Below are 24151 nucleotides of genomic sequence, written 5' to 3'. Positions count from 1 at the left end.
TCAGCCGGCCTTCGGGCGGGTCGGCCGCAAGCGGGGCGCGGGCCTGGGCGCCGAGCGGAAAAGACCCGGCCGCTGACGACGGGGGATGCGTCAGCGGCCGGGCTATGGCCAAGGGTAACAAGGCCGGCGGAGCCGGGGGAGCCAGGGGGGCCAACAACGCGCTTTAAGTTTGGGGGAGTTGGCCGATCCTGGGGGCTCAGTCGCGGCACGGCGGGTCGTAGGAGAGGCGCGGAAGGTACTCGTGCCACTTCGCCGGGGTGAGGACGTTCTCGGTGAGGGCGCAGATGTGCCGGATCGCCGCGGCGGCGTCCAGGCGCCACAGGCGGACCGTGTCGGCGCCGCTGGACACCCCGAGGATGTGGCGGCCGGGGCTGAAGGCCAGGAAGTTGCCCGTCTTGGCGTACGGGGTCATGGACTGGCCGATGGGCGCGGCCGACGCCGGGTCGGCGACGTCCCACAGGCGGACCGTGTTGTCGTCTCCCCCGCTGGCCAGCGTGTGGCCGTCCGCGCTGAAGGTGAGGGACGTGACCGCCTCGGTGTGCCCGGTGAGGGTCCGGCCGACCGGTGCCGCGGCCGCCGGGTCGGTGACGTTCCAGAGCCTGACGGTGTCGTCGTCGCCGCCCGAGGCGAGCGTGTGGCCGTCCGGGCTGTACGCCAGGGCGTTGACCGGGCCCGCGTGACCGGTCAGGGGATGGCCGAGGAGCGTCGGGTGGGCCGGACGGGTCACGTTCCACAGTCGGATCGTGCCGTCCGCGCTGCCGCTGGCCAGGGTGTGGCCGTGCGGGGCGAACTCCAGGCCGTTGATGTACCCCCGGTGGCCGGAGAGGGGTTTGCCGAGCGGGGCCGGACGGGCGGGGTCGGCGACGTTCCACAGCCGCAGCCGGTGCTCGTCGTAGGCCGTGGCCAGGACGCGGCTGTCGGGGCTGAAGGCGAGCGCGTCCGAGCCCATGAACCGGGTCAGCAGCCGCAGCGGGCGCCCGGCGGGGACCGGGTGGGCCGGGTCGGCGACGTTCCACAGGCGGACCGAGCCGGTGCCGGTGAGGACGGCGAGGGTGCGGCCGTCGGGGGAGTACGTCAGCGAGCGCTCGCCCCCGTCGGCGGGCATGAACGGGGCGGACAGCGGAACCGGCCGTCCGGGTGCCGTCACCTTCCACAGCCGGATACGGCCGTCCCGCGCGGCCGTGGCGAGCACCTTGCCGTCCGGCCGGAACGCCCCCACGCGGCCGATCATGTCCGAGACGGGCACCGACCACAGCCGGACCCTGCCGTCGCCGCTGCCGGTGGCGAGCGTCCGGCCGTCCGGGCTGAACCCGAGGGCGTACATCTCCCCGCTGCCGCCCGCCAGCGGCTCGCCCACCTGTGAGGGCGCCGCCGGATCGCCGACGTTCCACAGGCTGGCGGTGCTGTCCGCGCTGGCGGCCGCGAGCGTCCGGCCGTCCGGGCTGAACGCCACCGACCAGATCGGCCCGGTGTGCCCGGTCAGCGGGCCGCCCAGCGCGGTGGGACGCTCCGGGTCCCTGACGTTCCACAGCCGGATCGTGTCGTCCGCGCTGCCGCTGGCCAGGGTGTGCCCGTCGGGGCTGAAGGCGACCGAGTGCACCAGGTCCGTGTGCCCGGTGAGCACCCGGCGGATCGCCCGGGGCCGCCGGGGGTCGGCCACGTTCCACAGGCGGACCCTGTCGTCGTCGCCGCCCGAGGCCAGGGTGTGCCCGTCGGGGCTGAACGCCACGGAGCGCACGGCCGCGGTGGAACCGCGCAGCACACCGAGGGCCTTCGGCCGGTGCGGGTCGGCCACGTTCCACAGCCGTACGGTGCGGTCCTCGCCCGCGCTGGCGAGGGTGCGGCCGTCGGGGCTGAAGGCGACCAGGTAGATGGTGCCCTTGTGGCCGGTGAGGGGAGCGCCGAGCGAGGCCGGGTGCCTCCGGTCGGCCGTGTCCCACAGTCGGACCGTGCCGTCGTCGCCCGCGCTGGCGAGGGTGCGGCCGTCCGGGCTGAACACCGCGCTGGACACCCAGCCGGTGTGGCCGGTCAGCGGCTTGCCGAGCGGGGCCGGGGTCTTGCGGTCGGTGACGTCCCACAGGCGGACGGTGCGGTCGTAGCTCGCGGTGGCGAGGGTGTGGCCGTCAGGGCTGAAGGTGGTGAGGTAGACGGCCCCGGTGTGGCCGGACAGCGGGGTGGCGAGCGGGGCGTTCACGATGGAGATCAGCCTGCTGTAGGCGCCGTCGTCGTCCGGGCGGAGCCGGTGGGCCACCAGGTCCAGGCGTGCGGCCAGCGAGGGGTCGGTGTGCTGCACCCGGTCCGCCTCGGCCAGCACCTGCTGGAACACCGCGTCGTCCCGCTGCCGCGAGGCGATCACCGCCGAGCCCGCCGCCACCACGGCCAGGGCCACCAGTGCGGCGACCGCGGCCCGGCTGATCAGCACCGTGCGCCGGCGCAGCCGTACCGAGGCGGCCAGGAACTCCTTGGCGCCGCGCGTCAGATACGTCTCCCCCGCCGACTCGGCCCAGTCGCGGGCCTGCTCCAGGCGCGAGCCCCGGTACAGCAGCGAGCTGTCCCGGCTGGAGGTCTCCCAGGCCCGGCCGTCCTCCTCCAGCCGCTGGCGCCGCAGATGCTCGGTGCGGTTGTCGTCGATCCAGTGACGCAGCCGGGGCCAGGCGTGCAGCAGCGCCTCGTGGGTGATCTCGACGGTGTCCGCGTCCAGGGTGACCAGCCGGGCGCGGACCAGTGCCTCCAGCGACTCCTCGGTCTTGCCGGGGTCGGTGGACTCCTCGGCCAGCTGGCGCCGGGTGCCGCGTCTGCGGGTGGCGTGGGTGTCCTCGCCCAGCCGGACCAGGCGCAGCAGAAGCAGCCGGGCCGCGCTGCGGGCGGCCGGGTCCAGGCCGGACCAGGCGCGCTCGGCGGTGGCCGCGACGGCGCCCTGGATGCCGCCGGCCGCGCGATAGCCGGCGAGGGTCAGCCTGCCTCCCTTGCGGCGCTGCCAGGTGGCGAGCAGGGCGTGTGACAGCAGGGGCAGCACGCCCGCGTCGTGGGCTCCGCGCGGGCCGTCGGCGGTCACCTCGCGCACGATCAGCTCGGTGAGTCCCGGCTCCAGCTCCAGCCCCACCGCCCGGGCGGGGCCGGTCACCGCCTCGCGCAGCTCGGCGGTGGTGAGCGGACCGAGCACCATGTGCCGGTGCTGGAGGGCGTCGGCCAGTTCCGGGTAGCCGAGGCACTCCTCGTAGAAGTCGGCGCGTATGCCGAGGACGACGAGGACGGGGGCGGTCGCGCCCGGGGTGGACGGGTCGGGCGTGCAGGCGGCGTGCAGGAAGCGCAGGAAGACGCGGCGCTCGGCCTCGTCCGGACAGAGGGTGAAGGTCTCCTCGAACTGGTCGACGACCAGGACGGGGCGGGGATGCCGTTCGGTGCGGGGGGCAGGGATGGCGGCGGCCGTTTCACGTGAAACCCGCGGCTCCGTTTCACGTGAAACGTGCGGCTCCGTTTCACGTGAAACCGGTGCCTCTGTTTCACGTGAAACGACGGAGGTGCCGGTCCCTGTTTCACGTGAAACAGAGGAGGAACCGGCTTCCGTTTCACGTGAAACAGCGAGCCCGCTGTCCGTCGCCCCTCTCGCCCAGGCCCGCACGGCCTCCCGGACCGCCCGCGTGAGCCGAGGTGTGTCCGCGCCGGGCGCCGACGGGTTGCGTGCCGCCTTCTGCTCGGCCGCGCGTGCCTCGGCAGCCAGGGGGCCGAGAGTGGGGACGAGGCGGATCAGTTCGCCGAGCGGATCGGCGCCGGGGACCAGTTGCAGGACCGGGCCGCTGCCCTCGCCCAGGGCGCCGTCCCGTACGGCCGGTACGAGGCCGGCGTTGAGGAGGGAGGACTTCCCGGCGCCCGAGGCGCCGACCAGCATGACCAGGCCACCCGCCGGTCCGGTGGAGCGCAGCTGGCCGATCAGGGACTCCGTGCCGCGCTCGCGGCCGAAGAACCACTGTGCGTCCTCCCGCCGGTAGGGCGCGAGCCCCCGGTACGGACAGACACTGCCCGGTACGGGCGGCGCCTGGGACGGCGGTTTCCGGTTCTCCTCCCCCGCCCGGGCCGGCGGCTTCTCGCCCACCGGATCGGCCAGCGCCGTCTCCCACAGCCGCTGCCACTGCGCCAGGTCGTACAGTCCGCCGGAGACCGGGGTGGGCCGCGCGCGCCGGGCCTCGGGGATCAGGATCTGCAGGACGGCGGCGAGGGCGGTGAACTGGGCGGGCACGTTCCTGGCCCGGCGCCAGTCGCTGATGCGCTGTGCCGAGACCCGTATCGGCCGCCCGCGCTCGTCCACGCGCTGGAGCCGTACGACGGCCTCGGACACACTCTTGAGGGGCGGATTCCCTGCTTCCCGGTAGAGCAGAGCGAGGCGCTCGGCGAAGGCTGTGCGTGCCCCTGAGTCGGAACCCAAGGCCCCACCCCTTACTTCCCCCGCTTCTGGACGTCCGGACCGGAAAACTCACCCTATACGGCTGACCTGCGCGAAAGCCCGGCTCCCGGGGGCCGGTACCTCCTCTGCGGGCGCCCCGGATGGCAGGATCACGACGTGGTAGCGGAGCTGTCACACACCGTTCGAACAGGCCAAAGGGCCGGCCGCCGGGACAGTGCCCCGGGGGCGTCGAAAGTTCTCGGTCAACTTCGCCGGGACGCGCCCGGCGGGCGCGTGTCGCCCGGCCCGGGACCCGGACGGTGTCCTTGTCCGCTCCCGTACGACCCCGCGCCGGGCATGCCGATGCGGCGTGGGGCTTCCCGGACCTCCGCTCGGTTCGGTACCGGTCCCCACGAGGGGAGGGACCGGTACCGGACGGGCGGTGGCGCACGGTGTCCGGTGCGCCGGGCGTCCGGTTCAGGCGGGTGCCCAGGGGGCAGGGTCGTGCTGGGTGCGGGGACGGCCCGCACGGGAGCCGGTTCCCGTGGCCAGGGCCCGCCGCCCGAGAAGGGGAGGACACATGAAGGTCTCCGTGGACCGGGACGCTTGCTATGGCTCGTCCGACTGCGCGTTCCGGGTGCCGGCGGTGTTCGACTTCGTGGACGGGTACGGAGTGGTCCGGCCCGGCCAGGAGGACACCGGGGATGATCCGGCGGTGCGGGAGGCGGCCGAGAGGTGTCCGTCCCGGGCCGTGTTGCTGGAGGAGTAGCGGCGCGGGGCCGCGGCAAATGCAGCGCTGACCCCCGGCCGGGTCGGCCAGGGGTTTCGCATCGACGGTCGCGTACGCAAGTCGCCGGGTGTCGAGACGTCAGCGGTTCTGTGTGCCGGGGATTCCTCAGCAGTCGAGCTGCTGGGTGTGGCGGTCGCCGCTCTCCGTCTGTTCCGGGACGTACAGCCGGTGCGGGATCTTCGTCGCGGTGTCGTGGGCGGTGCGGGAGCGGCTCCGGCTGTGGGGGGACTTTCCGTGGGCCTCGGCCCGGATGCGCTGCTTCATCGTGGGGGGCAGGGACCTCGCGTTGGGCCAGATCCTGTGCTGTGCCGCCGTGGTGGCCGCCGGCGCCGTGTGGTGCTCGGTGCTCCGGCTCGGGCTCTCGGTCGGGCTTCCGGTCCGGGCGGCGGCCGTCGGGGCGGTCGCGGTGACGAGTCCGAGCGCCGTGCACAGCGCCAGGAAGGCGGTGACGAACGCGGTCCACAGCTTCATGACCTTGGTGCGGGCCATGTCCCCTCACTTTCGGGTTGGGCGATTTGCGTACTTTCCTCATGATGTGTATGAGCGCCCCGATGTGGTGGACCTCGCGCCGTGGCGCGTCGATGTTCAGATGAACACCACCCGGACGGCCGCAAGGGCCTGGAAAACCCCGTAAAACCAGGTGATGAGGATGAAGTGGGAGAAAACTGACCATGGCCACGGGGGCGACCACCCTCGTGATCACTCTCCGGACGAGCCCCTTTCCGCTCGGCTATCGCGGGCAGGGAAGCGGAAGTTGAGGCCGGCGGCAGGCCCCGACGCAGGTCACCGATCGGTATCGGCCGGTGTGTATAGTCGGGCGCCAGAGGTCCCCAACGCCAACGAAAGACGAGGTCGCGCGGTGAAGAAGCTGCTCCTGGTCGCACTGGCCGCCATCGGCGGTCTCCTCGTGTACCGCCAGATCCAGGCGGATCGCGCCGAGCAGGACCTGTGGACGGAGGCCACCGACTCCGTGCCCACGGGTTCCTGACCCCGGCACCACGATCTGAACCGAACCCCGGCCGCTTCGAGCGACCGGGGTTCCGCGTTGTCCGGGCTCGGCCGGCTCCCCTTCGGCGCGGCCGGCTCCGGTTGCCGGGCTCCGGAGGCTGGTGTACGCCCGGCCCGCGCCCCTGGGGACGGCCCGGACGTTTCGGACGGCCGCGCGGAATGCGCGGATGGAGCAGGGGCCCCCGGTGCAGGATGGGCCCAGGCGTGGTGCGGACGACGGTGGAGGGGCCGGGGGTGTCCATGCGGGGGCGAGGACGTGGGGTGCGGGAGCGGCGGAGGTTCTTCACCGCGCGAGGACGGCGGACGTACGCCACCGTGCGGTGCCGCCCGGCCCGGCGGCACCGCACCGCCGCTCTCCTCGTGGCGAGCCTCCTGTGCGCCCTGGCGGCCAACCCCGCCACCCCCGCCAAGGCCGCCCCTGCCGCACCGGCCGCACCGGCCGGACCCCAGCCGTACGCCTTCGCCACCGGCGCCGAATCCGTGTCCGGCACAGCCGGCACCTCCGCCGCGCGGCCGCTGAAGGCGGGCCACACCTACCGCAGCTCGCTCCCGGCCCACGGCAAGCTCTACTACCGCCTCGACCTCGCCGCGACGGCCACGGCCTACGTCCCGGTCACCGCCGTACCCCCGGCGGCCTCCACGGTCTCCTCCACCGACGGCATCCGCGTCTCGCTCCGCGACACCGACGGCAGCGCCTGTTCCTACGCCTCCGCGACCATCGGAGCCGCGCTGAGCCCACGGCCCGTGACCGCGCTCGCCCAGCGCGACACCGGCCGGACGCTGTGCGGGGGCGCGGGGACGTACTACCTGCTCGTCGAGCGCCTGGACAGCGGGGGTGCGGGGGCGGGCGGCCGCTGGGACCTGGAGATCGCGCCCGTCACGGAACCCCGCCCGGCCACGGCGGGCCCCACCACCCCGCCCGCCACCTGGGACTCCGCCACACCCCGGCCGCCCCTGGGCACCGTGCGCGACCGCTCCGGCGGTGCCGGGTTCGCCACCGCGCGGCCCCTGGGCGACGGCATCTGGCGCACCCGTGCCGTCCCCGGGGCGACCCTCTTCTACGCGGTGCCCGTCGGCTGGGGCCAGCAGCTCCACGCGACCGCCGAACTCGGCGCCGCTTCGAGCGGCAGCGGTTACGCCGGGGGCGCCCTGGACCTGGCCCTGCACAATCCCGCGCGCGGCCGGGTGGAGGACGCCTCGCTCGGCTACACCGGCACCCCGCGCACCGCCGTCCTGCCGCCCGTGCCGCCGGTGGAGTACGCCAACCGCTACGCGGTGACCGACGACGAGAACACCGTGCGCTTCGCGGGCCGGTACTACCTGGTCGTCCACGTCAGCTCGCGGCTGGCCGACACGTTCGGGCCGGGCCCCTTCGAGGTGACGCTGACCGTGCGTGTCGACGGCCGGCGGCACGACGGGCCCCGGTATGCAGGCAAGCCGGTGCCGGACGGCCTCTTCACCGTGGACTCCCAGGACTGGCACGACGCGATCGACGCCGGGAGCGGGGACGACGGCATCGCGATGCGGGCTCTCGCGGCCGGGGGCATCGGCACCGGGACCGCGCTGCTGCTCGGCCTCGGCGCCTGGACCCTGGCGGCCCGGCGGGCTCAGACCCGTACCAGCGCCCAGAAGCCGACGGCGTAGCAGGCCAGGGCCAGGAGCACGACGGGGACGGCCACCTTGGCCGGGGGGCCCGGGCGGCGGCGGTGAGGACGGTGCGCGGGGGCGCGGTGACCTTGCGCGGTGTAGGGGGCGGTGGGGGGTTCGGCGGGGGGAGCGACGGTCGGGGCCTCGGCGGGGAGAGCGGGGGGCTCGGACACCGCCTGAGGTGCGGGAGTGCCCGGCGTCCGCCGAGGTGCGGAGGTGCCGGATGCTTCCCGGGGTGCGGGGGGAGGCAGGTGGAAGCTTCCGGTGTCGGACATGGCGGGGTGGGCGGTGCGGGGGTCGGGCGCGGGAGCCGGCGGCGTGTCCGTACGTACACCGGAGGCCCGTTTCGCAGGACCCTGGGGCCCGAAGCCGTCCGGCAGCGGCCCGAGTTGGTCGAAGATCTCGACCGGTTCGTCGTCGGGGCCGGGGTCGGGCAGGAGCTCGACGGCCGAGGCGAGCGCCTTGCGCACCGCCGTCGCCGAGCGGAACCGTGCCGCCGGGTCGGGCTGGATCAGGCCCGCGACGACCTGCCACAACGGCTCGGGGACACGGGCGGGCGCAGCCGGGGTGCCGTGCTCCAGGAAGTACCGCACGATCGCCCTGGCGTCCGGCTTGGCGCCCTCCAGCAGATACAGGGCGACCAGCCCCACCGCGAACAGGTCGGCCGGGAAGTCCGGGTCGCCGCCCAGCAGCTGCTCGGGCGCCAGATAGCCGGGGGTGCCCACGACGAGGTCGGTCTCCGTCAGCCGGGGCTCGCCCAGGCGCATCGCGATGCCGAAGTCGGACAGCCGCAGCCGGGGCCGGCCGGTACCGGTGGCCTCCAGCAGGATGTTGGCGGGTTTGACGTCCCGGTGCACCACGCCCTCGGCGTGGACGGCGGCGAGGCCGGACAGGAGTTGGTCGAGCAGCTCGCAGACGAAGCGGGGCGGCAGCGGACCGTAGTCGTTGACCAGGTGCACCAGGGAGCCCCCGGCGACGAGGTCCATGGTGAACAGCACCTGGTCGTCGTCGGCGGCCCAGCTCGCCGGGGCGAGGACGTGCGGGTGGTCGATGCGCAGGGCCTGTTCGCGGACGAAGCGGAGCAGGGCGTGGGCGTCGCGCTGCTGGAGCACCTTCGCGGCCACGTACCGCCGCCGCCGGTGGTCCCAGGCGCGCCATACGGCGCCCACGCCACCGCGCCCGATCGGGTCGGCCAGCTCGTACCGTCCGCCGAACACCTCACCCATGCGTGTGGCTCCTCCCCCTGGATCCGGTGCGGTTCGCGCCCCGCCCCCACGGGACGCGCGCCGCGCGGCGGTCAGTTCTGGTGGGACTGGTAGTGCGCGACCGCCTCGGAGGTACGGCCGGCCCCGTAGACCCGGAGGAACTCTGCCAGCTCGGGGTGGGCCGGGGCGATGCTTTCGGCGGCCTCGATGATGTCGCCCGCGGCGGCCACGGAGCGCAGCAGCGACTGGATCTCGCGGACGACGCGCTTGACGGTCGGAGCGCCCGAACTGTTCGTCGTCTGCGCGGTGTTGTTGCTGAGCACGGAGCCGCCCTGGGATTTCTTGATCTCGTCCATCCGGTCGGTCGCCTCGGCGGCGCTGACGCTGCCGTCCGCGACCTGTGCGGCCAGCTCCTGCAGGAGCTGCACCCGCTGGACGACCGCAGGATTGCCGATCTTCGCGCGCTGGCCGCTCATCAGCTGCGACAGCATCGGAGCGGACAGGCCCAGAACCGCCGCCAGCCGGGCCTGGTTGAGCCCGAGATCCTCGATGAGCTTACGGAAGAGCGCCCCCAGTGGCTCCCCGTACCAGTTCCGCTGCAGCTCCCGCGCTCTCGCGGTCGCTTCCTGCTGTGCGGCGTCCATTGCGTCTCCCCATCGCTTCCCCATTGAACCGAGGTTCGCTCACGCGAACCATGTCGAGCATCCTACGGAGCGTGGTCAGACGCGGGGAGCCCCAAAGTTTTTGCCGGATACCCGGGGTGACCCGGTACTCTGGTCTGCGGCGCCCGCCGGGAAACCCTTCTCCGGCCGGACGCTGTCGCACGGGGCCTTAGCTCAGTTGGTAGAGCGCCGTCTTTGCATGGCGGATGTCAGGGGTTCGACTCCCCTAGGCTCCACACCCCGAGAGCCCCTCTGACCTGCGGAAACGCCGGCCGGAGGGGCTCTTCGCGTTCACAACGCCGCCACCGCGCCCCCCGCCCCGTGCCCCCGCCCCGCGCCGCCGCGCCCCCGCACCGCTCAGCGCGGTGGCCAGGTGCGCAGCGCGGCGTCGGCCAGTTGCTGGAGTTCCTCGCGGCAGACACCGCTCGCGGCCTGGACGGCGATGCCGTAGGCGAAGGTCGTGACGTAGCGGGCCAGCAGGGCCGGGTCGGTGTCCGCGGGCAGGTCGCCCTCCTCGACGGCTCGCCGGAAGCGCTTTTCGAGGCAGCAGTAGCCGTTGTCGCGCCAGGAGACGAGGAGGTCGCGGACCTCCTCCCCGGACTGACTGGTGGTCAGGGCGCCGTGGACGCCCAGGCAGCCCTGCGGGCGGGACGGGCCGGTGGTGGTGCGCACCGCGCCGGCCAGGACCGCGGTGGCGACACCGAGGGCGGTCGGCTCCTCCACGGCGCGGGCCAGATACGCGCTCGGGCCCTCGGTGTAGCGCTCCAGGGCCTTGCGGAACAGCTGCTCCTTGTTGCCGAAGGCGGCGTACATGCTGGTGGTGGAGATGCCCATGGCCTTGGCCAGGCAGGCCGTACCGGCCCCCTCGTAGCCGTGTTTCCAGAAGACCAGCATGGCGCGCTCCAGGGCTTCGTCGGCGTCGAATCCCCGCGGCCGGCCGGCGGGACTGGTCCGTTTCTTCTCCACCACCCCAGCCTACTGCTTCCGCATCGATCGCTACAGAAGTGCTACGGTTGAATTCTGTAGCGATCAATGCGGAATTCGAGGAGGCTGGTCATCATGGGCCTGCTGGACGGAAAGACCGCTCTCGTCACCGGGGCGAGCGCCGGAATCGGCCTGGCCAGTGCCGTACGGCTGGCGGCCGAGGGCGCGCACGTGTTCATCACCGGGCGGCGCAAGGCGGAACTCGACGCGGCCGCCGAGGCGATCGGCCCGGCCGCCACCGCGGTGGCGGGCGACATCGCGGACCTCGACGACCTGGACCGCCTCTACGACGCGGTCCGCGCCCGGGGACAGGGCCTGGACGTCCTGTTCGCGAACGCCTCCATCGGCGCGCTCGTGCCGCTCGCGGAGGCCACCGAGGAACACGTCGACACCCTCTTCGGCATCAACGTGCGCGGCACGCTGTTCACCGTGCAGAAGGCGCTGCCCCTGCTCAACGACGGTGCCTCGGTCATCCTGAACGGCTCCACCACCGTGGACACCGGCGACGAGGGGATGGGCGTGTACGCGGCGACCAAGGCCGCCACCCGCTCGCTCGCCCGGACCTGGGCCAACGAACTCAAGGGGCGCGGTATCCGGGTCAACACCATCACGCCAGGACCGACCGACACCCCCGCGCTGGACGGGCTCACCGCCACCCCGGACGAGTTCAAACGGCAGCTGGCGGCACGCGTCCCGCTGGGCCGGCTCGCGCGCCCGGAGGAGACCGCCGCGGCCGTGGCCTTCCTCGCCTCCGGCCAGAGCAGCTTCATCACCGGTTCCAGCCTGTACGTCGACGGCGGCATGAACCAGATCTGAGCGGAGAGGGCCCCTCATGTCCGACAGCGAGCTGCGCGCGTTCTATCTGCGCTACATCGACGCGCTCAACGCCCACGAGTTCGACGGCATGGACGCGTTCATCGCCGACCGCACCACCCTGAACGGCGAGCCGGCCACGCGGGACGACCTCCTCGCGGTCCAGCGCCGCGACGTGGCCGCGGTTCCGGACCTCCACTGGGAGCTGAAGGAACTGCTCTTCGACGGCGACCGCCTGGCCGCGCGTCTGGTCAACACGGGTACGCCGGTGAGGGAGTGGCTGGGTGTGGCTCCCACCGGCGCCTCCTTCGAGATCACCGAGTACGCCGTCTATCAGGTCCGCGACGGGCGGTTCGCGCACATGACCGCGCTGCACGACGCCGGCGAACTGCGCCGTCAGCTGGCCGGCTGATCTCCGGCAAGGGCCCACCGGGGCCATCTGCGAAAGGACGTTCATGACCATCACACTGATCACCGGAGCCAACAAGGGCATCGGGTACGAGACGGCCAGGCAGCTGCTGGCCCTGGGCCACGTCGTCTACATCGGCGCCCGCGACGCCGAGCGGGGCGAGAAGGCCGCGGCCGCGCTGGGCGCGCGGTTCGTCCGGCTCGACGTGACGGACGACGCGTCCGTGGGCGACGCGCTGCGGAAGATCGACGCGGAGGAGGGCCGTCTCGACGTCCTGGTGAACAACGCGGGCATTCTGACCACGGGCGCGATCGACGGCCCCACGGCCCTTAAGGCCTTCGACACCAACGCGGTGGGCATCGTACGGGTGACGGAGGCGGCGCTGCCCCTCCTGCGCAGGTCCGCGAACCCCGTCGTCGTCAACGTGTCGAGCAGCGCCGGGTCCTTCTGGGCGGTGACCAATCCGGACCGGCTGGAGTCCACCCTGCCGCTGGCGCTGTACTCCGCCTCCAAGGCCGCGGCCACCATGCTGACGGTGCAGTACGCCAAGGCGCACCCGGGCATCAAGGTCAACGCGGTCGAACCCGGCCCCACCGCGACCGACATGACCGCGGCCTTCGGCATCGGCAGGGAGCCGGAGGCCAGCGCCCGGGTCGTCGTGCGGCTGGCGACGCTCGGCGCGGACGGCCCGACGGGGACCTTCCAGGACGAGAACGGGGAACTTCCCTGGTAGGAGCTCCCGCGCACAGGCCGAGGGGCAGGCGGTTCACCACGCGCCTGCCCCTGCGGGCCCGCTGACGGCGTCCCAGCCGCTCGTCACCTGTTCTCGTCGCCGTTGGACGAGTCCTCCTCGTTCTGCTTCGCGCGGACCTCGGGGTCCAGGGGGGAGCCCGTGCCGTCCACCGAGTGGAGGCGGGCGGCGTCGGGCATCTCGGTGGCGGCCGGGGGCTCGACCAGCCAGTCCGGGTTGGCCTGCTTGTCCCACCACTTCCACACGGCCAGCGCGGTGCCGGCGACGATGCTCGCCAGCGCCGTGTACTTCAGGACGCGGCGGGCCGTGCCGCGGCGCTCGTTGCGGCGGGCCAGCTTCTTGATCTGCTGGGCGGAGACATTGCCGCGCAGCGCGACCAGGGCGGCGGCACCGCGCGTCGCGGCCTCGTCGTAGACCGGCCCGGCGGCGGCCACGGCCTGCTCGATCCTCGGGCGCGAGTACTCCGCCGCCTGCTTGGCGGCCTTGCGGGTGCGCTCCGCGGCCTCCTGCGCGGCCTGGTCCACCTTCGGCGGGACATGGGCGCGGGCCTGCTCGAAGGCCTGCTCGAGACGGGGGGCGAGCAGCGCGTCGTACTGCACGCGGGCCTGGTCGGCGGCCTGGGACATCACGGGCGCGAGGCGTACGCGTGCCTCCTGCGCGTAGTACGCGGCACGCTCCTTGGCCGTGTCGGCGTAGGGCGCCACCACGTCCGCGGCGTGCAGCACGCTGTCCTTCGCCGAGCCGGTCGCGGCGCGCACGCTCTCGATGCGGGTCACGGGAACCTCCTCCTCGGTGGCGGTACGGTATGTCGACTGTCCACCCTGTTACGGATCATGCCTGTCCGGGGCCCGCACGGCATGCGCGAGCGGGCATACGGGTGCCGATCGCTTCACAAGTACGGAAATCCGGGCAACGGCCCCACCGCCGACCCTCCCACGAATCCCCGCCGCGCGCCGCTCTCCGCGGCGAACCGGTGGCAGTACGGCGCGGAACTCGTGGTCGTCCGGGGTTCACCCCCGCGGGGCGTGCGACGATCGAGGCCTTTCCGGGAATGACGACGGAAAGAACGACGGAAGCAACAGGGAAGGCACCCCGTGGCCGAGCAGCTCTACGCCACTCTCAAGACCGATCGCGGCGACATCAGGATCCGGCTGTTCCCGCACCACGCCCCGGCCACCGTCAGGAACTTCGTCGAACTCGCCCAGGGCGAGCGCTCCTGGAAGAACCCCGCGACCGGCGCGGAAAGCACCGAACCGCTCTACGACGGAACGGTCTTCCACCGTGTGATCGGCGGATTCATGATCCAGGGCGGTGACCCGCTCGGCACCGGCATCGGCGGACCCGGCTACCAGTTCCCCGACGAGTTCCACCCCGACCTCTCCTTCGGCCGGCCCTATCTGCTCGCCATGGCCAACGCCGGGCCGGGCACCAACGGCTCGCAGTTCTTCATCACCGTCTCCCCGACCGTGTGGCTCAACCGCAAGCACACGATCTTCGGCGAGGTCGCCGATGCGGAGAGCCGCAAGGTGGTCGACGCCATCGCCGCCGTGCCCACCGGGCGGGATCACCGCCCGGTCGAGGACGTGGTGATCGAGACCGTCGTGGTGGAGCGGACGGGGCGCGAGAAGGGAACGGACCAGACGGGCAAGGACATGGAGACGACCGGGTAGTCCACAAGAAACGGGGCACCGGGCGGGCGGGGACGAAAAACCCCGAGGGGAACCAAACGCCCCGCTCGTCCGTAAGGATGGACAGGGCGGGGTATCGCCCGGCGATGTCCCGCGACGGACAAGGGGATCTGATGGACCAGGCCGCAGCCGGCGCCCGGGACGCCCGGAGCATGCCCGCGTGCTACCGGCACCCGGACCGTGAGACCGGTGTGCGCTGTACCCGCTGCGACCGGCCGATCTGCCCGGAGTGCATGGTCGACGCCTCGGTCGGCTTCCACTGCCCCGACTGTGTACGCGGTACCGCGCACGTTCCGGGCCCCGCCGCCCCGGCCCCGGCTGCCGCCGCCGCGCCGCGCACCCTGGCCGGAGGGCGGCAGTCCGGCGACCCCCGGCTCGTCACCAAGGTGCTCATCGGGCTGAACGTCGTCTTCTTCGCGGTCCAGCAGATCGTCGGGGCCGCCTTCACCAACCGCTTCGAGCTGATCGGCAGCGCCCTCGTCCCGCAGCTCGGCGTGCAGGGTGTGGCCGACGGCCAGTACTACCGGCTGCTGACCGCGATGTTCCTGCACGGCGGCTTTCTGCACATCGCGTTCAACATGCTGAGCCTGTGGTGGATCGGCGGCCCGCTCGAAGCGGCCCTGGGCCGGGCCCGCTATCTGTCCCTCTATCTGGTCTCCGGACTCGCGGGCAGCGCGCTCAGCTATCTGATGGTCGCGCCCAACGAGCCCTCCTTGGGCGCCTCCGGCGCGATCTACGGCCTCTTCGGCGCCACGGTCGTCCTGGTGCGGCGGCTCGACTACGACATGCGGCCGGTCATCGCGCTGCTGGTGGTCAACCTGATCATCACGTTCCAGGTCCCCGGCATCGCCTGGCAGGCGCACATCGGCGGCCTGGTCGCCGGCCTCGGCGTCGGCTACGCCATGATCCACGCCCCGCGCGACCGGCGGACGCTGATCCAGTACGGCGCCTGTGCACTGGTGCTCGCCGTGGTGGCGATTCTCACCCTGGTGAGAACGGCTCAGCTGACCTGACCCGAACCGTTGTCCACAGCGTGTGCGCGATCTTGTGCACAGTGTGCGGGAACAGCTGTACCCCCTGTCGCTCGGATGAGTTCCCGCAGGTCAGACAGGGGGCAGCGGTAGTTCTGCGGCCGGTAGGGCAGTCACACCGGCGTCAACGGGGGAGGAGTTATCCACAGATCGTAGTTTCTTTTCCCCAGGCACATGTGGAAACTCTGCCCAAGGCTGTGGATAACTCAGTGAAGGGCCGTGGGCAGAGGTGCCCCGGCCCCACCGTGCGGTCCCGTCACTTCCACTGTGTGGAGACGCCGAACCCGGCCGCGATGAAGCCGAAGCCCACGACGATGTTCCAGTTGTCCAGGCTGTCGACCGGCAGCGAGCCGTCGGTCACGTAGAAGACCACGATCCACGCCAGGCCGATGAGGAACATGGCCAGCATGACGGGCGCGACCCACGCGCTGTTGCCGAGCTTGACGGCCTGCGCCTGCCTCACGGGCGGCGGCGTGTAGTCGGCCTTCTTGCGGATACGTGACTTCGGCACGAGGGTCTCTCCTGTCGATGCGCTGCGTGGCCGCGCAGGTAACGGGTCGGGCTCGGGGCAGCGTACAAGGGGACAGTAAGGGCAGACTGAGCGCTCCCCCGGGCGTCCGTTAGCGTAGTGCTTCTACGGCGCCGAAGGAGATAAGGGTACGTTGAGCAATTCTGCCGACTCCCCCGGTACGGGATCAACGGGTCAGAGCCCGTCCCGTGCGCGCCTGAAGCCGGTGCGGATCCTCACGGCGGGCGTCTTCGCCCTGGCCGGACTGATCTTCTTCACCAGTTTCGACACCGCCAAGGGCACGGACATCCGCACCGACACCTCGCTGCTGAAGCTGTCCGACCTGATCCAGGAGCGCAGCCGCAAGAACAAGGGGCTCGACGAGTCCAACGCGAATCTGCGCGAGCGCGTGGAGTCGCTGGCCGAGAGCGACGACGGCAGCAGCCGCACCGAGGACGAGAAACTCGGCGGTCTGGAGCGCGGCGCGGGCACGCGCGCGCTGACCGGCGACGCGATCACCGTCACCCTGAACGACGCACCGCCGAACGCCACCGCCAAGCTCCCCGGCTACCCCGAGCCGCAGCCCGACTACCTGGTGATCCACCAGCAGGACCTCCAGGCCGTGGTCAACGCCCTGTGGCACGGCGGCGCCCGGGGCATCAAGGTCATGGACCAGCGGCTGATCTCCACCAGCGCGGTGCGCTGCGTCGGCAACACCCTGATCCTCCAGGGCCGCGTCTACTCGCCCCCGTACAAGATCACGGCCGTCGGCGACCCGGACCGGCTCAAGCAGGCGCTGGCCGACAGCAAGGCGATCCAGACGTACATGGTGTACGTCAACGTCTACGGCCTCGGCTGGCAGGTCGCCGACGACGGCGACGTGACCCTGCCCGGCTACACGGGCACCGTGGACCTGCACTACGCGCGGCCGGTGAAGTAGGGGCGGCGCGCGGCGCTGCGTGAAAGACCGGCGAAGGGTGCCGCGAAACCCATTCCGTCACACGTTGAGGTGATCGGCGCCGGCGCACGTAAGTCCGGGTGTCGAGCCGGCCTGTGGACAACGGCCGGAAGGCCGCCCGGCGCCGTTAGTCTGGTGCCGTACGGCGTGAGTCTGTGCCGTGAGGAACGGAAGGGACGGCATGTACGGCTGGATCTGGCGGCATCTGCCGGGCAACACGTGGGTGAAGGCCCTGCTCTCACTCCTGCTCGCCCTGGCCGTGGTCTACGTCCTGTTCCAGTACGTGTTCCCGTGGGCCGAGCCACTGCTGCCCTTCAACGATGTGACGGTGGACCACCAGTGAGCAGCGCACGCATTCTCGTCGTCGACAACTACGACAGCTTCGTCTTCAACCTCGTCCAGTACCTGTACCAGCTGGGTGCCGAGTGCGAGGTCCTGCGCAACGACGAGGTGACCACGGCCCACGCGCAGGACCGCTTCGACGGCGTCCTGCTCTCGCCGGGGCCGGGCACGCCGGAGGAGGCGGGGGTGTGCGTGGACATGGTCCGGCACTGCGCCGCGACCGGTGTGCCGGTGTTCGGGGTGTGTCTGGGGATGCAGTCGATGCAGGTGGCGTACGGCGGTGTGGTCGACCGCGCGCCCGAGCTGCTGCACGGCAAGACCTCCCCGGTGATCCACGGCGGCAAGGGCGTCTTCGCCGGGCTGCCGTCGCCCTTCACCGCGACCCGCTACCACTCGCTGGCCGCCGAGCCGGCCACCGTCCCGGCCGAGCTGGAGGTCACCGCCCGTACCGAGGACGGGATCGTCATGGGGCTGCGCCACCGTGAACTCCCGGTGGAGGGCGTGCAGTTCCATCCCGAGTCGGTGCTGACCGAGCACGGGCACCGGATGCTGGCCAACTGGCTGGCGGAGTGCGGCGACCAGGGTGCCGTGGCGAGGTCGGCGGGGCTCGCCCCGGTGGTGGGCAGGTCCACGGCGTGACCGCGCTGCGCCCCGAACGCGAGGACGTGTACGGCGAGGCGCCGTACGGGTCCTACGGCCCGGCGTTCACGGGCGCGGGCGACCCGCCGACGGCCCGGATGCCGGCCGTGGACGGGCACGGGGGCGGGCCGGCCGGCGTGCCGGAGCCGCCTTCCAGCGAGCAGACGATGGCGCTGCGGCTCCCCGAGCCGCCCCCGGACCCCGGGAACGGCTCTGGAGGCGCCTCTGCGGGCGCTTCGGCCCGCTCGGGCACCGCGGGCGCTCCGGGCGGCCGCGCGGCCCGCAGGAAGGCCGCCAAGCGCGGCGGCGGACGTGGTGGCGGCCGGCATGGCGGGGCCAAGGACACGGCGGGCGCGGCGAGTTCGGCGGAAGCGGACTCCGGACGGCCGCTGTCCCGGGTCGAGGCCCGGCGGCAGGCGCGGGCGCGCAAGCCCGGCGCGGCCGTCGTGGCGAGCCGGGCGGTCGGCGAGGTGTTCATCACCACCGGCGTGCTGATGCTGCTGTTCGTCACCTACCAGCTGTGGTGGACGAACGTCCGCGCGCACGCGCAGGCGGGCAGCGAGGCCCATCAGCTCCAGGACGACTGGTCGAGCGGCAAGCGTGCACCCGGAGTCTTCGAGCCCGGACAGGGCTTCGCGATCCTGCACATACCCAAGCTGGACGTGGTGGTGCCGATCGCCGAGGGCGTCAGCAACAAGCGGGTGCTCGACAAGGGCATGGTCGGGCACTACGGCGAGGCGCCGCTGAAGACCGCGATGCCGGACGCCAAGTCGGGCAACTTCGGTCTGGCCGCGCACCGCAACACGCACGGTGAGCCGTTCCGGTACATCAACAAGCTCGTCGCCGGTGACCCGGTCGTCGTCGAGACACAGGACAAGTACTTCGTGTACAAGGTCACTTCGATGCTTCCGGTGACGCCGCCGTCCAACACCAGCGTGCTGGACGCGGTCCCCAAGGGGTCGGGTTTCACGGCGCCGGGCCGGTACATCACCCTCACCACGTGCACTCCGGAGTTCACCAGCAAGTACCGGCTGATCGTCTGGGGCAAGATGGTCGAGGAACGCCCGCGCAGCAAGGGCAAGCCGGACGCGCTCATCGAGTAGGCGAGCCGAGTCGAACAGGGGCACAGGACGAGTGGCAGCGACCGCCGACGACACCGCAGAACACACGGACCCGTCCGGCGCGGGCAGCGCCTCGCACCGCCCGGGGCCCGGCCCGGTCGCCCTGGTGGTGAGCTTCTTCGGTGAAGTCCTCATGACGGTGGGCGTGGTCCTCGGCCTGTTCGTCGTGTACTCCCTGTGGTGGACGAACGTCGTCGCGGACCGGCACGCCGACCGGCGGGCCGACAAGGTCCGCGACCACTGGGCCAGTTCGGCCGACACCGGCCCCGGCGCGCTCGACACCAAGGACGGCATCGGCTTCCTGCACGTCCCGTCGATGCGCAACGGCGCGGTCCTGGTGGAGAAGGGCACCTCCACCGACGTCCTCGACGAGGGTGTGGCCGGCTACTACACCGACCCCGACAAGGCCGTGCTCCCGACGACGGGCAAGAAGGGCAACTTCACCCTGGCCGCCCACCGCGACGGCCACGGCGCCAAGTTCCACAACATCGACAAGGTGCGCGAGGGCGACCCGGTCGTCTTCGAGACCAAGGACAACTGGTACGTCTACAAGGTCTACTCGATCCTCCCCGAGACCTCGAAGTACAACGTCGACGTCATCGACCAGGTCCCCGAGGAGTCCGGCAAGAAGAAGCCGGGCCACTACATCACCCTGACGACCTGCACGCCGGTGTACACCTCCCGGTACCGCTACGTGGTCTGGGGCGAGCTGGAGCGCGTGCAGAAGGTCGACAGCAAGCGGACGCCGCCGAAGGAACTCCGCTGACCCTCAGCGCCTCCCCTCCAGCCGCCGCAGCCGCGCGGAGTGCTGCCTGAGCCGGTGCTCGGCCCGCCGTACGTCGCCGTGCAGCGCGGTCAGTTCGCGGCGGTGTTCGCCCGCGGTCTCGATGAGGGCGTTGAACATCGGGACGACGGTTCGGCCGAGGGCGTGGTTGATCCGTTGGTCGATGCGGGCGTCCAGGGCGGCGAGGGAGATGATCTCGGGGGTGGCGGGGCCGGTGTGCCCGGTGGGTTCGGTGGGCTCGGTCATGGGGCCGGTGCGGGCCAGGTGCTCCATGTCGAGGAGATAGGTGCGCACGCGCCGGGCGACCTCGCTGTCGCGGAGCAGCATGGCGATGTTGAGGACGGCCCGGCGGGAGTAGAGCGTGAGGCCGGACCGGGGCTGTGGATAACTTCCGGGATAGCGTGACAAGATGTCACGCTTAAATTCCCGCAGGTCACGGCCTTGAAGCGTCACCATCCCGTTCTGGGACAGCTCCTCACGATGCCGGGCCTTGACCTGCCGGACGGCCTCGACACTCACCCCGAAGTACCCCGCCACCATCGCCGTCGTCACATGCAGCCCGTCCGGCAGCAGGGCGAGTGTCTTCACCCGGTCCAGTACATCCGTGCGCTCCAGCACGGAGCTGCGTAGCGCCCGGGACTCCAGCAGTGCGGTCTGATCGATCATGCCCTGTCAACGACCGACACGCGGGCGAGGGTACGACCCCGGAAAAGCACGGTCCCCCGGCACCGTGGGGTGCCGGGGGACCGGAGTGGAACGGGCGGGGCGGGTCAGCCGTGCGTGCCGCCGAAGATGTTCGGGAAGCCGCCGCCGTTGTTGCCGCCGTTCTGCTTCGCGGCGTTCAGGGTGATCGTGTCACCCGGCTTCACCATGGTGCCCGGCTGCGGGTCCATGTTGAACACCGTGGCGTCGTCCTCCCCGCTGTTCGGGGTCGCGACGTTGAGGCCCTTGCTCTGGAGCAGTTCGCGGGCATTCTTGAGCGGTTGGCTCCGGACGTCGGGCAGCTGGAACTGCTGCTGGTCCTGCACCTGGGCGACATTGATCGCGATCGGCGTGTTCTTGCTGACCGAGTCGCCCGCCTTCGGGTTGGTGCCCGTGACCTTGCCGTTCTGGGCCGGGTCCGTCGCCGAGGTGTCGGGGGTGCAGGTCGCCGCCGGCGCGAGACCCTTCTGCTGCAGAGCCGCCCTGGCCTCGTCACAGCTCTTGCCGGAGACGTCCGGCACCTCGATCTTCTCCTCGGGCTTGGCCACGGTCAGCGTGATCGTGGAGCCCTTCTGGACCCTGTTGCCGTCCACCGGGTCCTGGCTGAGCACCTTGTCGGGGGTGTCGCTGCTGACCCGGGTCTCCTTCTTGACCCTGAACTTGTAGTCGTCGCCCTCCAGCTTGTCCCGGGCGTCGTCGAAGGAGAGGCCGATCACGCTCGGGACGGTGACCTTGGGCGCGCCCGTGGAGACCACCAGCTTGAGGGTGTCGCCCTTCTCGACGGAGGTGCCGGCCTTCGGGGTCTGCGAACAGACGTTGCCCTTGGGCTGGTTCTCGCAGGGCTTGCGTTCGGTACCGAGTTTCAGACCGACGTTGTCGGCCTGTTGCCTGGCGTCCTCCAGTTTGACGCCGACGAGATTCGGGGCGTCGAGCGACTTGTCCTTGGAGCCGCCGCCGAACGCGTACATGCCGATCAGGATGGCGCCGACCAGCACCAGCACACCGGCGACCACGAGCAGGATCGTCGAGGTGTTGTTGCCCCTCTTCTGCTGGCGCCGCCGGTCGGGGCGGTCGTCGTAGCCGTAGCCGCCGTCGTCGGGCGACATCGGCGGGATCATCGTCGTCGCCCCGGCCGGTTCGGCGCGCATCGCCGTGGTGGCCTGGGAGTCGGGATAGCCGCCGTAGCCGACCGCGCCCATGGCGGCGGTGGCGCCGACGGGCTGGCCGTCGAGACAGGCCTCGATGTCCTGGCGCATCTCGTCGGCGGACTGGTAGCGGTAGTTCGGGTCCTTGACCAGTGCCTTGAGGACGATCGCGTCCATCTCGGGGGTGATCTCGGGGTCGAACACGCTGGGCGGCTGCGGTTCCTCGCGGACGTGCTGGTAGGCCACGGCCACGGGCGAGTCGCCGACGAAGGGGGGACGGACGGTCAGCAGCTCGTAGAGCAGGCAGCCGGTGGAGTAGAGGTCCGAGCGGGCGTCGACCTGCTCGCCCTTGGCCTGCTCCGGCGAGAGGTACTGCGCGGTGCCGATGACGGCAGCGGTCTGCGTCATCGTCATCCCGGAGTCGCCCATGGCGCGGGCGATGCCGAAGTCCATCACCTTGACCTGGCCGTTGCGCGTCAGCATGACGTTGGCCGGCTTGATGTCACGGTGGACGATGCCGCTGCGGTGGGCGTACTCCAGGCCCTGGAGGATGCCGATGGTCATCTCCATGGAGCGCTCCGGCAGCAGTTTGCGGCCGGAGTGCAGCAGCTCACGGAGGGTGGAGCCGTCGACGTACTCCATCACGATGTACGGGATCGAGACCCCGTCGATGTAGTCCTCGCCCGTGTCGTAGACCGCGACAATCGCGGGATGGTTGAGCGAGGCGGCCGACTGGGCTTCCCGGCGGAACCGTGCCTGGAAGGACGGGTCGCGCGCGAGATCCGCGCGGAGCGTCTTCACTGCCACGGTGCGGCCGAGGCGGGTGTCATGCGCGAGGTAGACCTCGGCCATGCCACCACGGCCAAGCACATGGCCCAGTTCGTACCGGCCGCCGAGGCGACGCGGCTCTTCCATAGCTACCTACCAGCCCTCTCCGTCGGTCCCGGTCTGCACGTGTGTGCGACCGGAGGCTGCCGTCCGGGCCCTACCGTACCCGTCCCGCTCTGTGTGACCTGGCCGAGCCGGTAACCCGATACCGGACCGGTATAGCAACGTGCACCGTTGTGAAGGCGGCGTGATCGGGTTCACTTCTTCGGGTTGACGACCGCCTGCATGACGCTCTTCGCGATAGGGGCGGCCAGACCACCGCCGGAGATGTCGCCGCGGTTGGCGTTGTCGTCCTCGATGACCACCGCGACCGCGACCGGGGAGCTGTTGTCGGGGAGCTTGGCGAAGGAGATGAACCACGCGTACGGGTTCTCGCTGTTCTCCACACCGTGCTGTGCGGTACCCGTCTTGCCGCCCACGGTGACGCCGTCGATCAGCGCCTTGGTGCCCGTGCCGGACTTCACGACGGTCTCCATCATCGACTGCAGGATCTGCGCGTTCTGCGGCGACAGCGGGCGGCTCATCTCCTTCGGCTCGGTCGTCTCGATCGGGTCGAGGTTGGAGGACTGCAGCTCGTCGACCATGTACGGCTTCATCAGCTTGCCGTCGTTGGCGACCGCCGAGGCGACCATGGCCATCTGCAGGGGGGTGGCCGCGGTGTTGTACTGGCCGATGGAGGACAGCGCCGTCTGCGAGGCGTTCATGTCCTTCGAGAAGACGGAGGCGTTGGAGCGGACCGGGGTGAACTGCTCGGAGTCGAAGCCGAACTTCTTGGCCTCCGCCAGCATCTTGTCCTTGCCGAGGTCGGCACCGATCTTGCCGAAGACGCTGTTGCAGGACACCCGCAGCGCCTCGCGCATCGTCGCGTTCTCGCAGGGCAGGTTGCCCTCGTTCTTCAGCTCGGTCTGGGTGCCCGGCATGACCCAGGGCAGCGGCGAGTTCGTCTTCTGGTCGGCGGAGGGGTACAGCCCGTTCTCCAGCGCCGCCGCCGCGGTGACCACCTTGAAGGTGGAGCCCGGCGGGTAGGTCTCGCGCAGCGCCCGGTTGAGCATCGGGTCCGAGGAGTCGTTCTGCTTCTGCAGTTTCTGCCAGGCCGCCGAGTCGCTGTTGCGGTCGCCCGAGAAGGAGGACGGGTCGTACGACGGGTAGGAGGCCAGCGCCAGGATCTTGCCCGTGGAGGGTTCGAGCGCGACCACGGCGCCCTTGCCGCCCTGAGCCTTCAGACCGTTGTACGCGGCCTTCTGCGCGGCCGCGTTGAGGGTGGTGACGACGTTGCCGCCCTGCTTGGGCTTGCCCGTGATCATGTCGAGGGTGTTGCGGAAGAAGAGCCGGTCGTCGTTGCCGGTGAGGATGCCGTCGTCGAGCTTCTCCAGCTGGCTGCTGTCGAAGGCCTGCGAGGAGTAGCCCGTGACGGGCGCCCACATGGGCCCGTCCTTGTACGTGCGCTTGTACTTGTAGTCGCCGGCCTTGGTGACGACGGAGCCCGTTATGGGGCCGCCGTCGACGATGATGTCGCCGCGCGGAGAGGCGTAGCGCTCGATGGCGACGCGGCGGTTGGCGGGGTCCGTGCGCAGCTTGTCGGCCTGGGCGTACTGGAGCCAGTTGTCACGGATCAGCAGTGCCAGGACGAGGAGTCCGCAGAAGATCGCGATTCGGCGCAGGGGCTTGTTCACGTCCGGCCTTTCCACAAGCTAA

23 protein-coding genes and 1 tRNA gene are annotated in these 24151 nt (G+C 71.5%); 14 read left to right on the top strand and 10 right to left on the bottom strand.

Annotated elements, in window-relative coordinates; translation table 11 throughout:
* Positions 1-196 precede the first annotated feature (196 nt).
* Positions 197-4423 carry a hypothetical protein gene (locus tag AB0898_RS01985; protein WP_366800857.1) on the bottom strand — a complete coding sequence of 1409 codons (4227 nt, stop codon included), beginning with the start codon at positions 4421-4423 and terminating at the stop codon, positions 197-199.
* A 538-nt stretch (positions 4424-4961) separates the two neighbouring features.
* Here AB0898_RS01985 and AB0898_RS01980 point away from each other — a divergent pair.
* Positions 4962-5150 (top strand): ferredoxin, encoded by a 189-nt coding sequence (locus AB0898_RS01980; RefSeq protein ID WP_366800856.1) that lies wholly within the window; start codon positions 4962-4964, stop codon positions 5148-5150.
* 126 nt (positions 5151-5276) lie between these two features.
* Here AB0898_RS01980 and AB0898_RS01975 read toward each other — a convergent pair whose 3' ends face one another.
* Positions 5277-5660, bottom strand: coding sequence for a DUF6344 domain-containing protein (locus AB0898_RS01975; protein WP_366800855.1), 384 nt, complete (start codon positions 5658-5660; stop codon positions 5277-5279).
* Between the two features lie 370 nt (positions 5661-6030).
* Here AB0898_RS01975 and AB0898_RS01970 point away from each other — a divergent pair, with 370 nt between their 5' ends.
* The gene (locus AB0898_RS01970; RefSeq protein WP_003999697.1) at positions 6031-6159 is read left to right on the top strand and encodes a DLW-39 family protein; all 129 of its coding nucleotides are present in this window, start codon (positions 6031-6033) and stop codon (positions 6157-6159) included.
* 281 nt (positions 6160-6440) lie between these two features.
* Entirely contained in the window at positions 6441-7823 is a 1383-nt protein-coding gene (locus tag AB0898_RS01965; RefSeq protein WP_366800854.1) for a hypothetical protein, read from the top strand.
* Here AB0898_RS01965 and AB0898_RS01960 read toward each other — a convergent pair.
* Both AB0898_RS01960 and AB0898_RS01955 read right to left on the bottom strand, forming a co-directional pair.
* The gene (locus tag AB0898_RS01960; RefSeq protein ID WP_366800853.1) at positions 7787-9052 is read right to left on the bottom strand and encodes a serine/threonine-protein kinase; all 1266 of its coding nucleotides are present in this window, start codon (positions 9050-9052) and stop codon (positions 7787-7789) included. The genes AB0898_RS01965 and AB0898_RS01960 overlap by 37 nt on opposite strands.
* Before the next feature lie 71 nt (positions 9053-9123).
* Positions 9124-9675 (bottom strand): helix-turn-helix transcriptional regulator, encoded by a 552-nt coding sequence (locus tag AB0898_RS01955; protein ID WP_366800852.1) that lies wholly within the window; start codon positions 9673-9675, stop codon positions 9124-9126.
* Positions 9676-9856: 181 nt separating this feature from the next.
* Here AB0898_RS01955 and AB0898_RS01950 point away from each other — a divergent pair.
* Positions 9857-9929, top strand: a tRNA-Ala gene (locus tag AB0898_RS01950).
* Between the two features lie 121 nt (positions 9930-10050).
* Here AB0898_RS01950 and AB0898_RS01945 read toward each other — a convergent pair.
* Positions 10051-10659 carry a TetR/AcrR family transcriptional regulator gene (locus AB0898_RS01945; RefSeq protein WP_366800851.1) on the bottom strand — a complete coding sequence of 203 codons (609 nt, stop codon included), beginning with the start codon at positions 10657-10659 and terminating at the stop codon, positions 10051-10053.
* Between the two features lie 93 nt (positions 10660-10752).
* Between AB0898_RS01945 and AB0898_RS01940 the strand changes: the two genes are divergently transcribed.
* Genes AB0898_RS01940 through AB0898_RS01930 form a run of 3 tightly spaced genes read left to right on the top strand, consistent with a single transcriptional unit; the run spans position 10753 to position 12632 of the window.
* A complete protein-coding gene (locus AB0898_RS01940; RefSeq protein ID WP_366800850.1) occupies positions 10753-11493 on the top strand; it encodes an SDR family oxidoreductase in 741 nt (246 codons plus the stop codon).
* A gap of 16 nt (positions 11494-11509) precedes the next feature.
* A complete protein-coding gene (locus tag AB0898_RS01935) occupies positions 11510-11902 on the top strand; it encodes an ester cyclase (protein ID WP_366800849.1) in 393 nt (130 codons plus the stop codon).
* A 43-nt stretch (positions 11903-11945) separates the two neighbouring features.
* Complete coding sequence (locus AB0898_RS01930; protein WP_366800848.1) at positions 11946-12632, top strand: SDR family NAD(P)-dependent oxidoreductase; 687 nt, start codon at positions 11946-11948, stop codon at positions 12630-12632.
* Positions 12633-12715: 83 nt separating this feature from the next.
* Here AB0898_RS01930 and AB0898_RS01925 read toward each other — a convergent pair whose 3' ends face one another.
* On the bottom strand, positions 12716-13426 hold the full coding sequence (locus AB0898_RS01925) for a DUF5324 family protein (RefSeq protein WP_366800847.1): 711 nt from the start codon (positions 13424-13426) through the stop codon (positions 12716-12718).
* A 318-nt stretch (positions 13427-13744) separates the two neighbouring features.
* Here AB0898_RS01925 and AB0898_RS01920 point away from each other — a divergent pair, with 318 nt between their 5' ends.
* Together AB0898_RS01920 and AB0898_RS01915 are read left to right on the top strand one after the other, a co-directional pair.
* Positions 13745-14320 carry a peptidylprolyl isomerase gene (locus AB0898_RS01920; protein ID WP_366800846.1) on the top strand — a complete coding sequence of 192 codons (576 nt, stop codon included), beginning with the start codon at positions 13745-13747 and terminating at the stop codon, positions 14318-14320.
* A 131-nt stretch (positions 14321-14451) separates the two neighbouring features.
* Complete coding sequence (locus AB0898_RS01915; RefSeq protein WP_366800845.1) at positions 14452-15351, top strand: rhomboid family intramembrane serine protease; 900 nt, start codon at positions 14452-14454, stop codon at positions 15349-15351.
* A gap of 274 nt (positions 15352-15625) precedes the next feature.
* On the opposite strand, the gene crgA is transcribed toward AB0898_RS01915, so the two are convergent.
* Positions 15626-15880: a cell division protein CrgA gene (gene crgA, locus AB0898_RS01910; RefSeq protein WP_366800844.1), complete on the bottom strand. Its 255-nt coding sequence runs from the start codon at positions 15878-15880 to the stop codon at positions 15626-15628.
* Between the two features lie 151 nt (positions 15881-16031).
* On the opposite strand from crgA, the gene AB0898_RS01905 reads away from it, so the two are divergent.
* The 5 genes from AB0898_RS01905 (at position 16032) to AB0898_RS01885 (ending at position 19703) form a co-directional block, all read left to right on the top strand.
* Positions 16032-16817, top strand: a complete 786-nt coding sequence (locus AB0898_RS01905; RefSeq protein ID WP_366800843.1) for a DUF881 domain-containing protein — start codon at positions 16032-16034, stop codon at positions 16815-16817.
* Positions 16818-16995: 178 nt separating this feature from the next.
* Positions 16996-17178 (top strand): hypothetical protein, encoded by a 183-nt coding sequence (locus AB0898_RS01900; RefSeq protein WP_199581873.1) that lies wholly within the window; start codon positions 16996-16998, stop codon positions 17176-17178.
* The gene (locus AB0898_RS01895; RefSeq protein ID WP_366800842.1) at positions 17175-17816 is read left to right on the top strand and encodes an aminodeoxychorismate/anthranilate synthase component II; all 642 of its coding nucleotides are present in this window, start codon (positions 17175-17177) and stop codon (positions 17814-17816) included. Before AB0898_RS01900 ends, AB0898_RS01895 begins: the two co-directional genes overlap by 4 nt.
* Positions 17813-18919 (top strand): class E sortase, encoded by a 1107-nt coding sequence (locus AB0898_RS01890; RefSeq protein ID WP_366800841.1) that lies wholly within the window; start codon positions 17813-17815, stop codon positions 18917-18919. Before AB0898_RS01895 ends, AB0898_RS01890 begins: the two co-directional genes overlap by 4 nt.
* Before the next feature lie 31 nt (positions 18920-18950).
* Positions 18951-19703 carry a class E sortase gene (locus AB0898_RS01885; RefSeq protein ID WP_366800840.1) on the top strand — a complete coding sequence of 251 codons (753 nt, stop codon included), beginning with the start codon at positions 18951-18953 and terminating at the stop codon, positions 19701-19703.
* A 3-nt stretch (positions 19704-19706) separates the two neighbouring features.
* On the opposite strand, the gene AB0898_RS01880 is transcribed toward AB0898_RS01885, so the two are convergent.
* The 3 genes from AB0898_RS01880 to AB0898_RS01870 form a co-directional block, all read right to left on the bottom strand.
* Positions 19707-20387 (bottom strand): restriction endonuclease, encoded by a 681-nt coding sequence (locus tag AB0898_RS01880; protein ID WP_366800839.1) that lies wholly within the window; start codon positions 20385-20387, stop codon positions 19707-19709.
* Between the two features lie 104 nt (positions 20388-20491).
* Complete coding sequence (gene pknB / locus AB0898_RS01875) at positions 20492-22483, bottom strand: Stk1 family PASTA domain-containing Ser/Thr kinase (protein WP_366800838.1); 1992 nt, start codon at positions 22481-22483, stop codon at positions 20492-20494.
* Positions 22484-22653: 170 nt separating this feature from the next.
* Entirely contained in the window at positions 22654-24129 is a 1476-nt protein-coding gene (locus tag AB0898_RS01870; RefSeq protein WP_366800837.1) for a penicillin-binding transpeptidase domain-containing protein, read from the bottom strand.
* Positions 24130-24151: the final 22 nt, after the last annotated feature.

The sequence above is a fragment of the Streptomyces sp. NPDC005435 genome, from assembly GCF_040703155.1.
GTDB lineage: Bacteria > Actinomycetota > Actinomycetes > Streptomycetales > Streptomycetaceae > Streptomyces.
This window is presented reverse-complemented; position numbering and strand designations above follow the sequence as displayed.

Coding starts and splice junctions, on each gene's coding strand:
- AB0898_RS01980 (WP_366800856.1), top strand. CDS start 4,962: ATGAAGGTCTCCGTGGACCGGGACGCTTGCTATGGCTCGTCCGACTGC.
- AB0898_RS01975 (WP_366800855.1), bottom strand. CDS start 5,660: ATGGCCCGCACCAAGGTCATGAAGCTGTGGACCGCGTTCGTCACCGCC.
- AB0898_RS01960 (WP_366800853.1), bottom strand. CDS start 9,052: ATGGGTGAGGTGTTCGGCGGACGGTACGAGCTGGCCGACCCGATCGGG.
- AB0898_RS01955 (WP_366800852.1), bottom strand. CDS start 9,675: ATGGACGCCGCACAGCAGGAAGCGACCGCGAGAGCGCGGGAGCTGCAG.
- AB0898_RS01940 (WP_366800850.1), top strand. CDS start 10,753: ATGGGCCTGCTGGACGGAAAGACCGCTCTCGTCACCGGGGCGAGCGCC.
- AB0898_RS01935 (WP_366800849.1), top strand. CDS start 11,510: ATGTCCGACAGCGAGCTGCGCGCGTTCTATCTGCGCTACATCGACGCG.
- AB0898_RS01930 (WP_366800848.1), top strand. CDS start 11,946: ATGACCATCACACTGATCACCGGAGCCAACAAGGGCATCGGGTACGAG.
- AB0898_RS01915 (WP_366800845.1), top strand. CDS start 14,452: ATGGACCAGGCCGCAGCCGGCGCCCGGGACGCCCGGAGCATGCCCGCG.
- AB0898_RS01880 (WP_366800839.1), bottom strand. CDS start 20,387: ATGATCGATCAGACCGCACTGCTGGAGTCCCGGGCGCTACGCAGCTCC.
- pknB (WP_366800838.1), bottom strand. CDS start 22,483: ATGGAAGAGCCGCGTCGCCTCGGCGGCCGGTACGAACTGGGCCATGTG.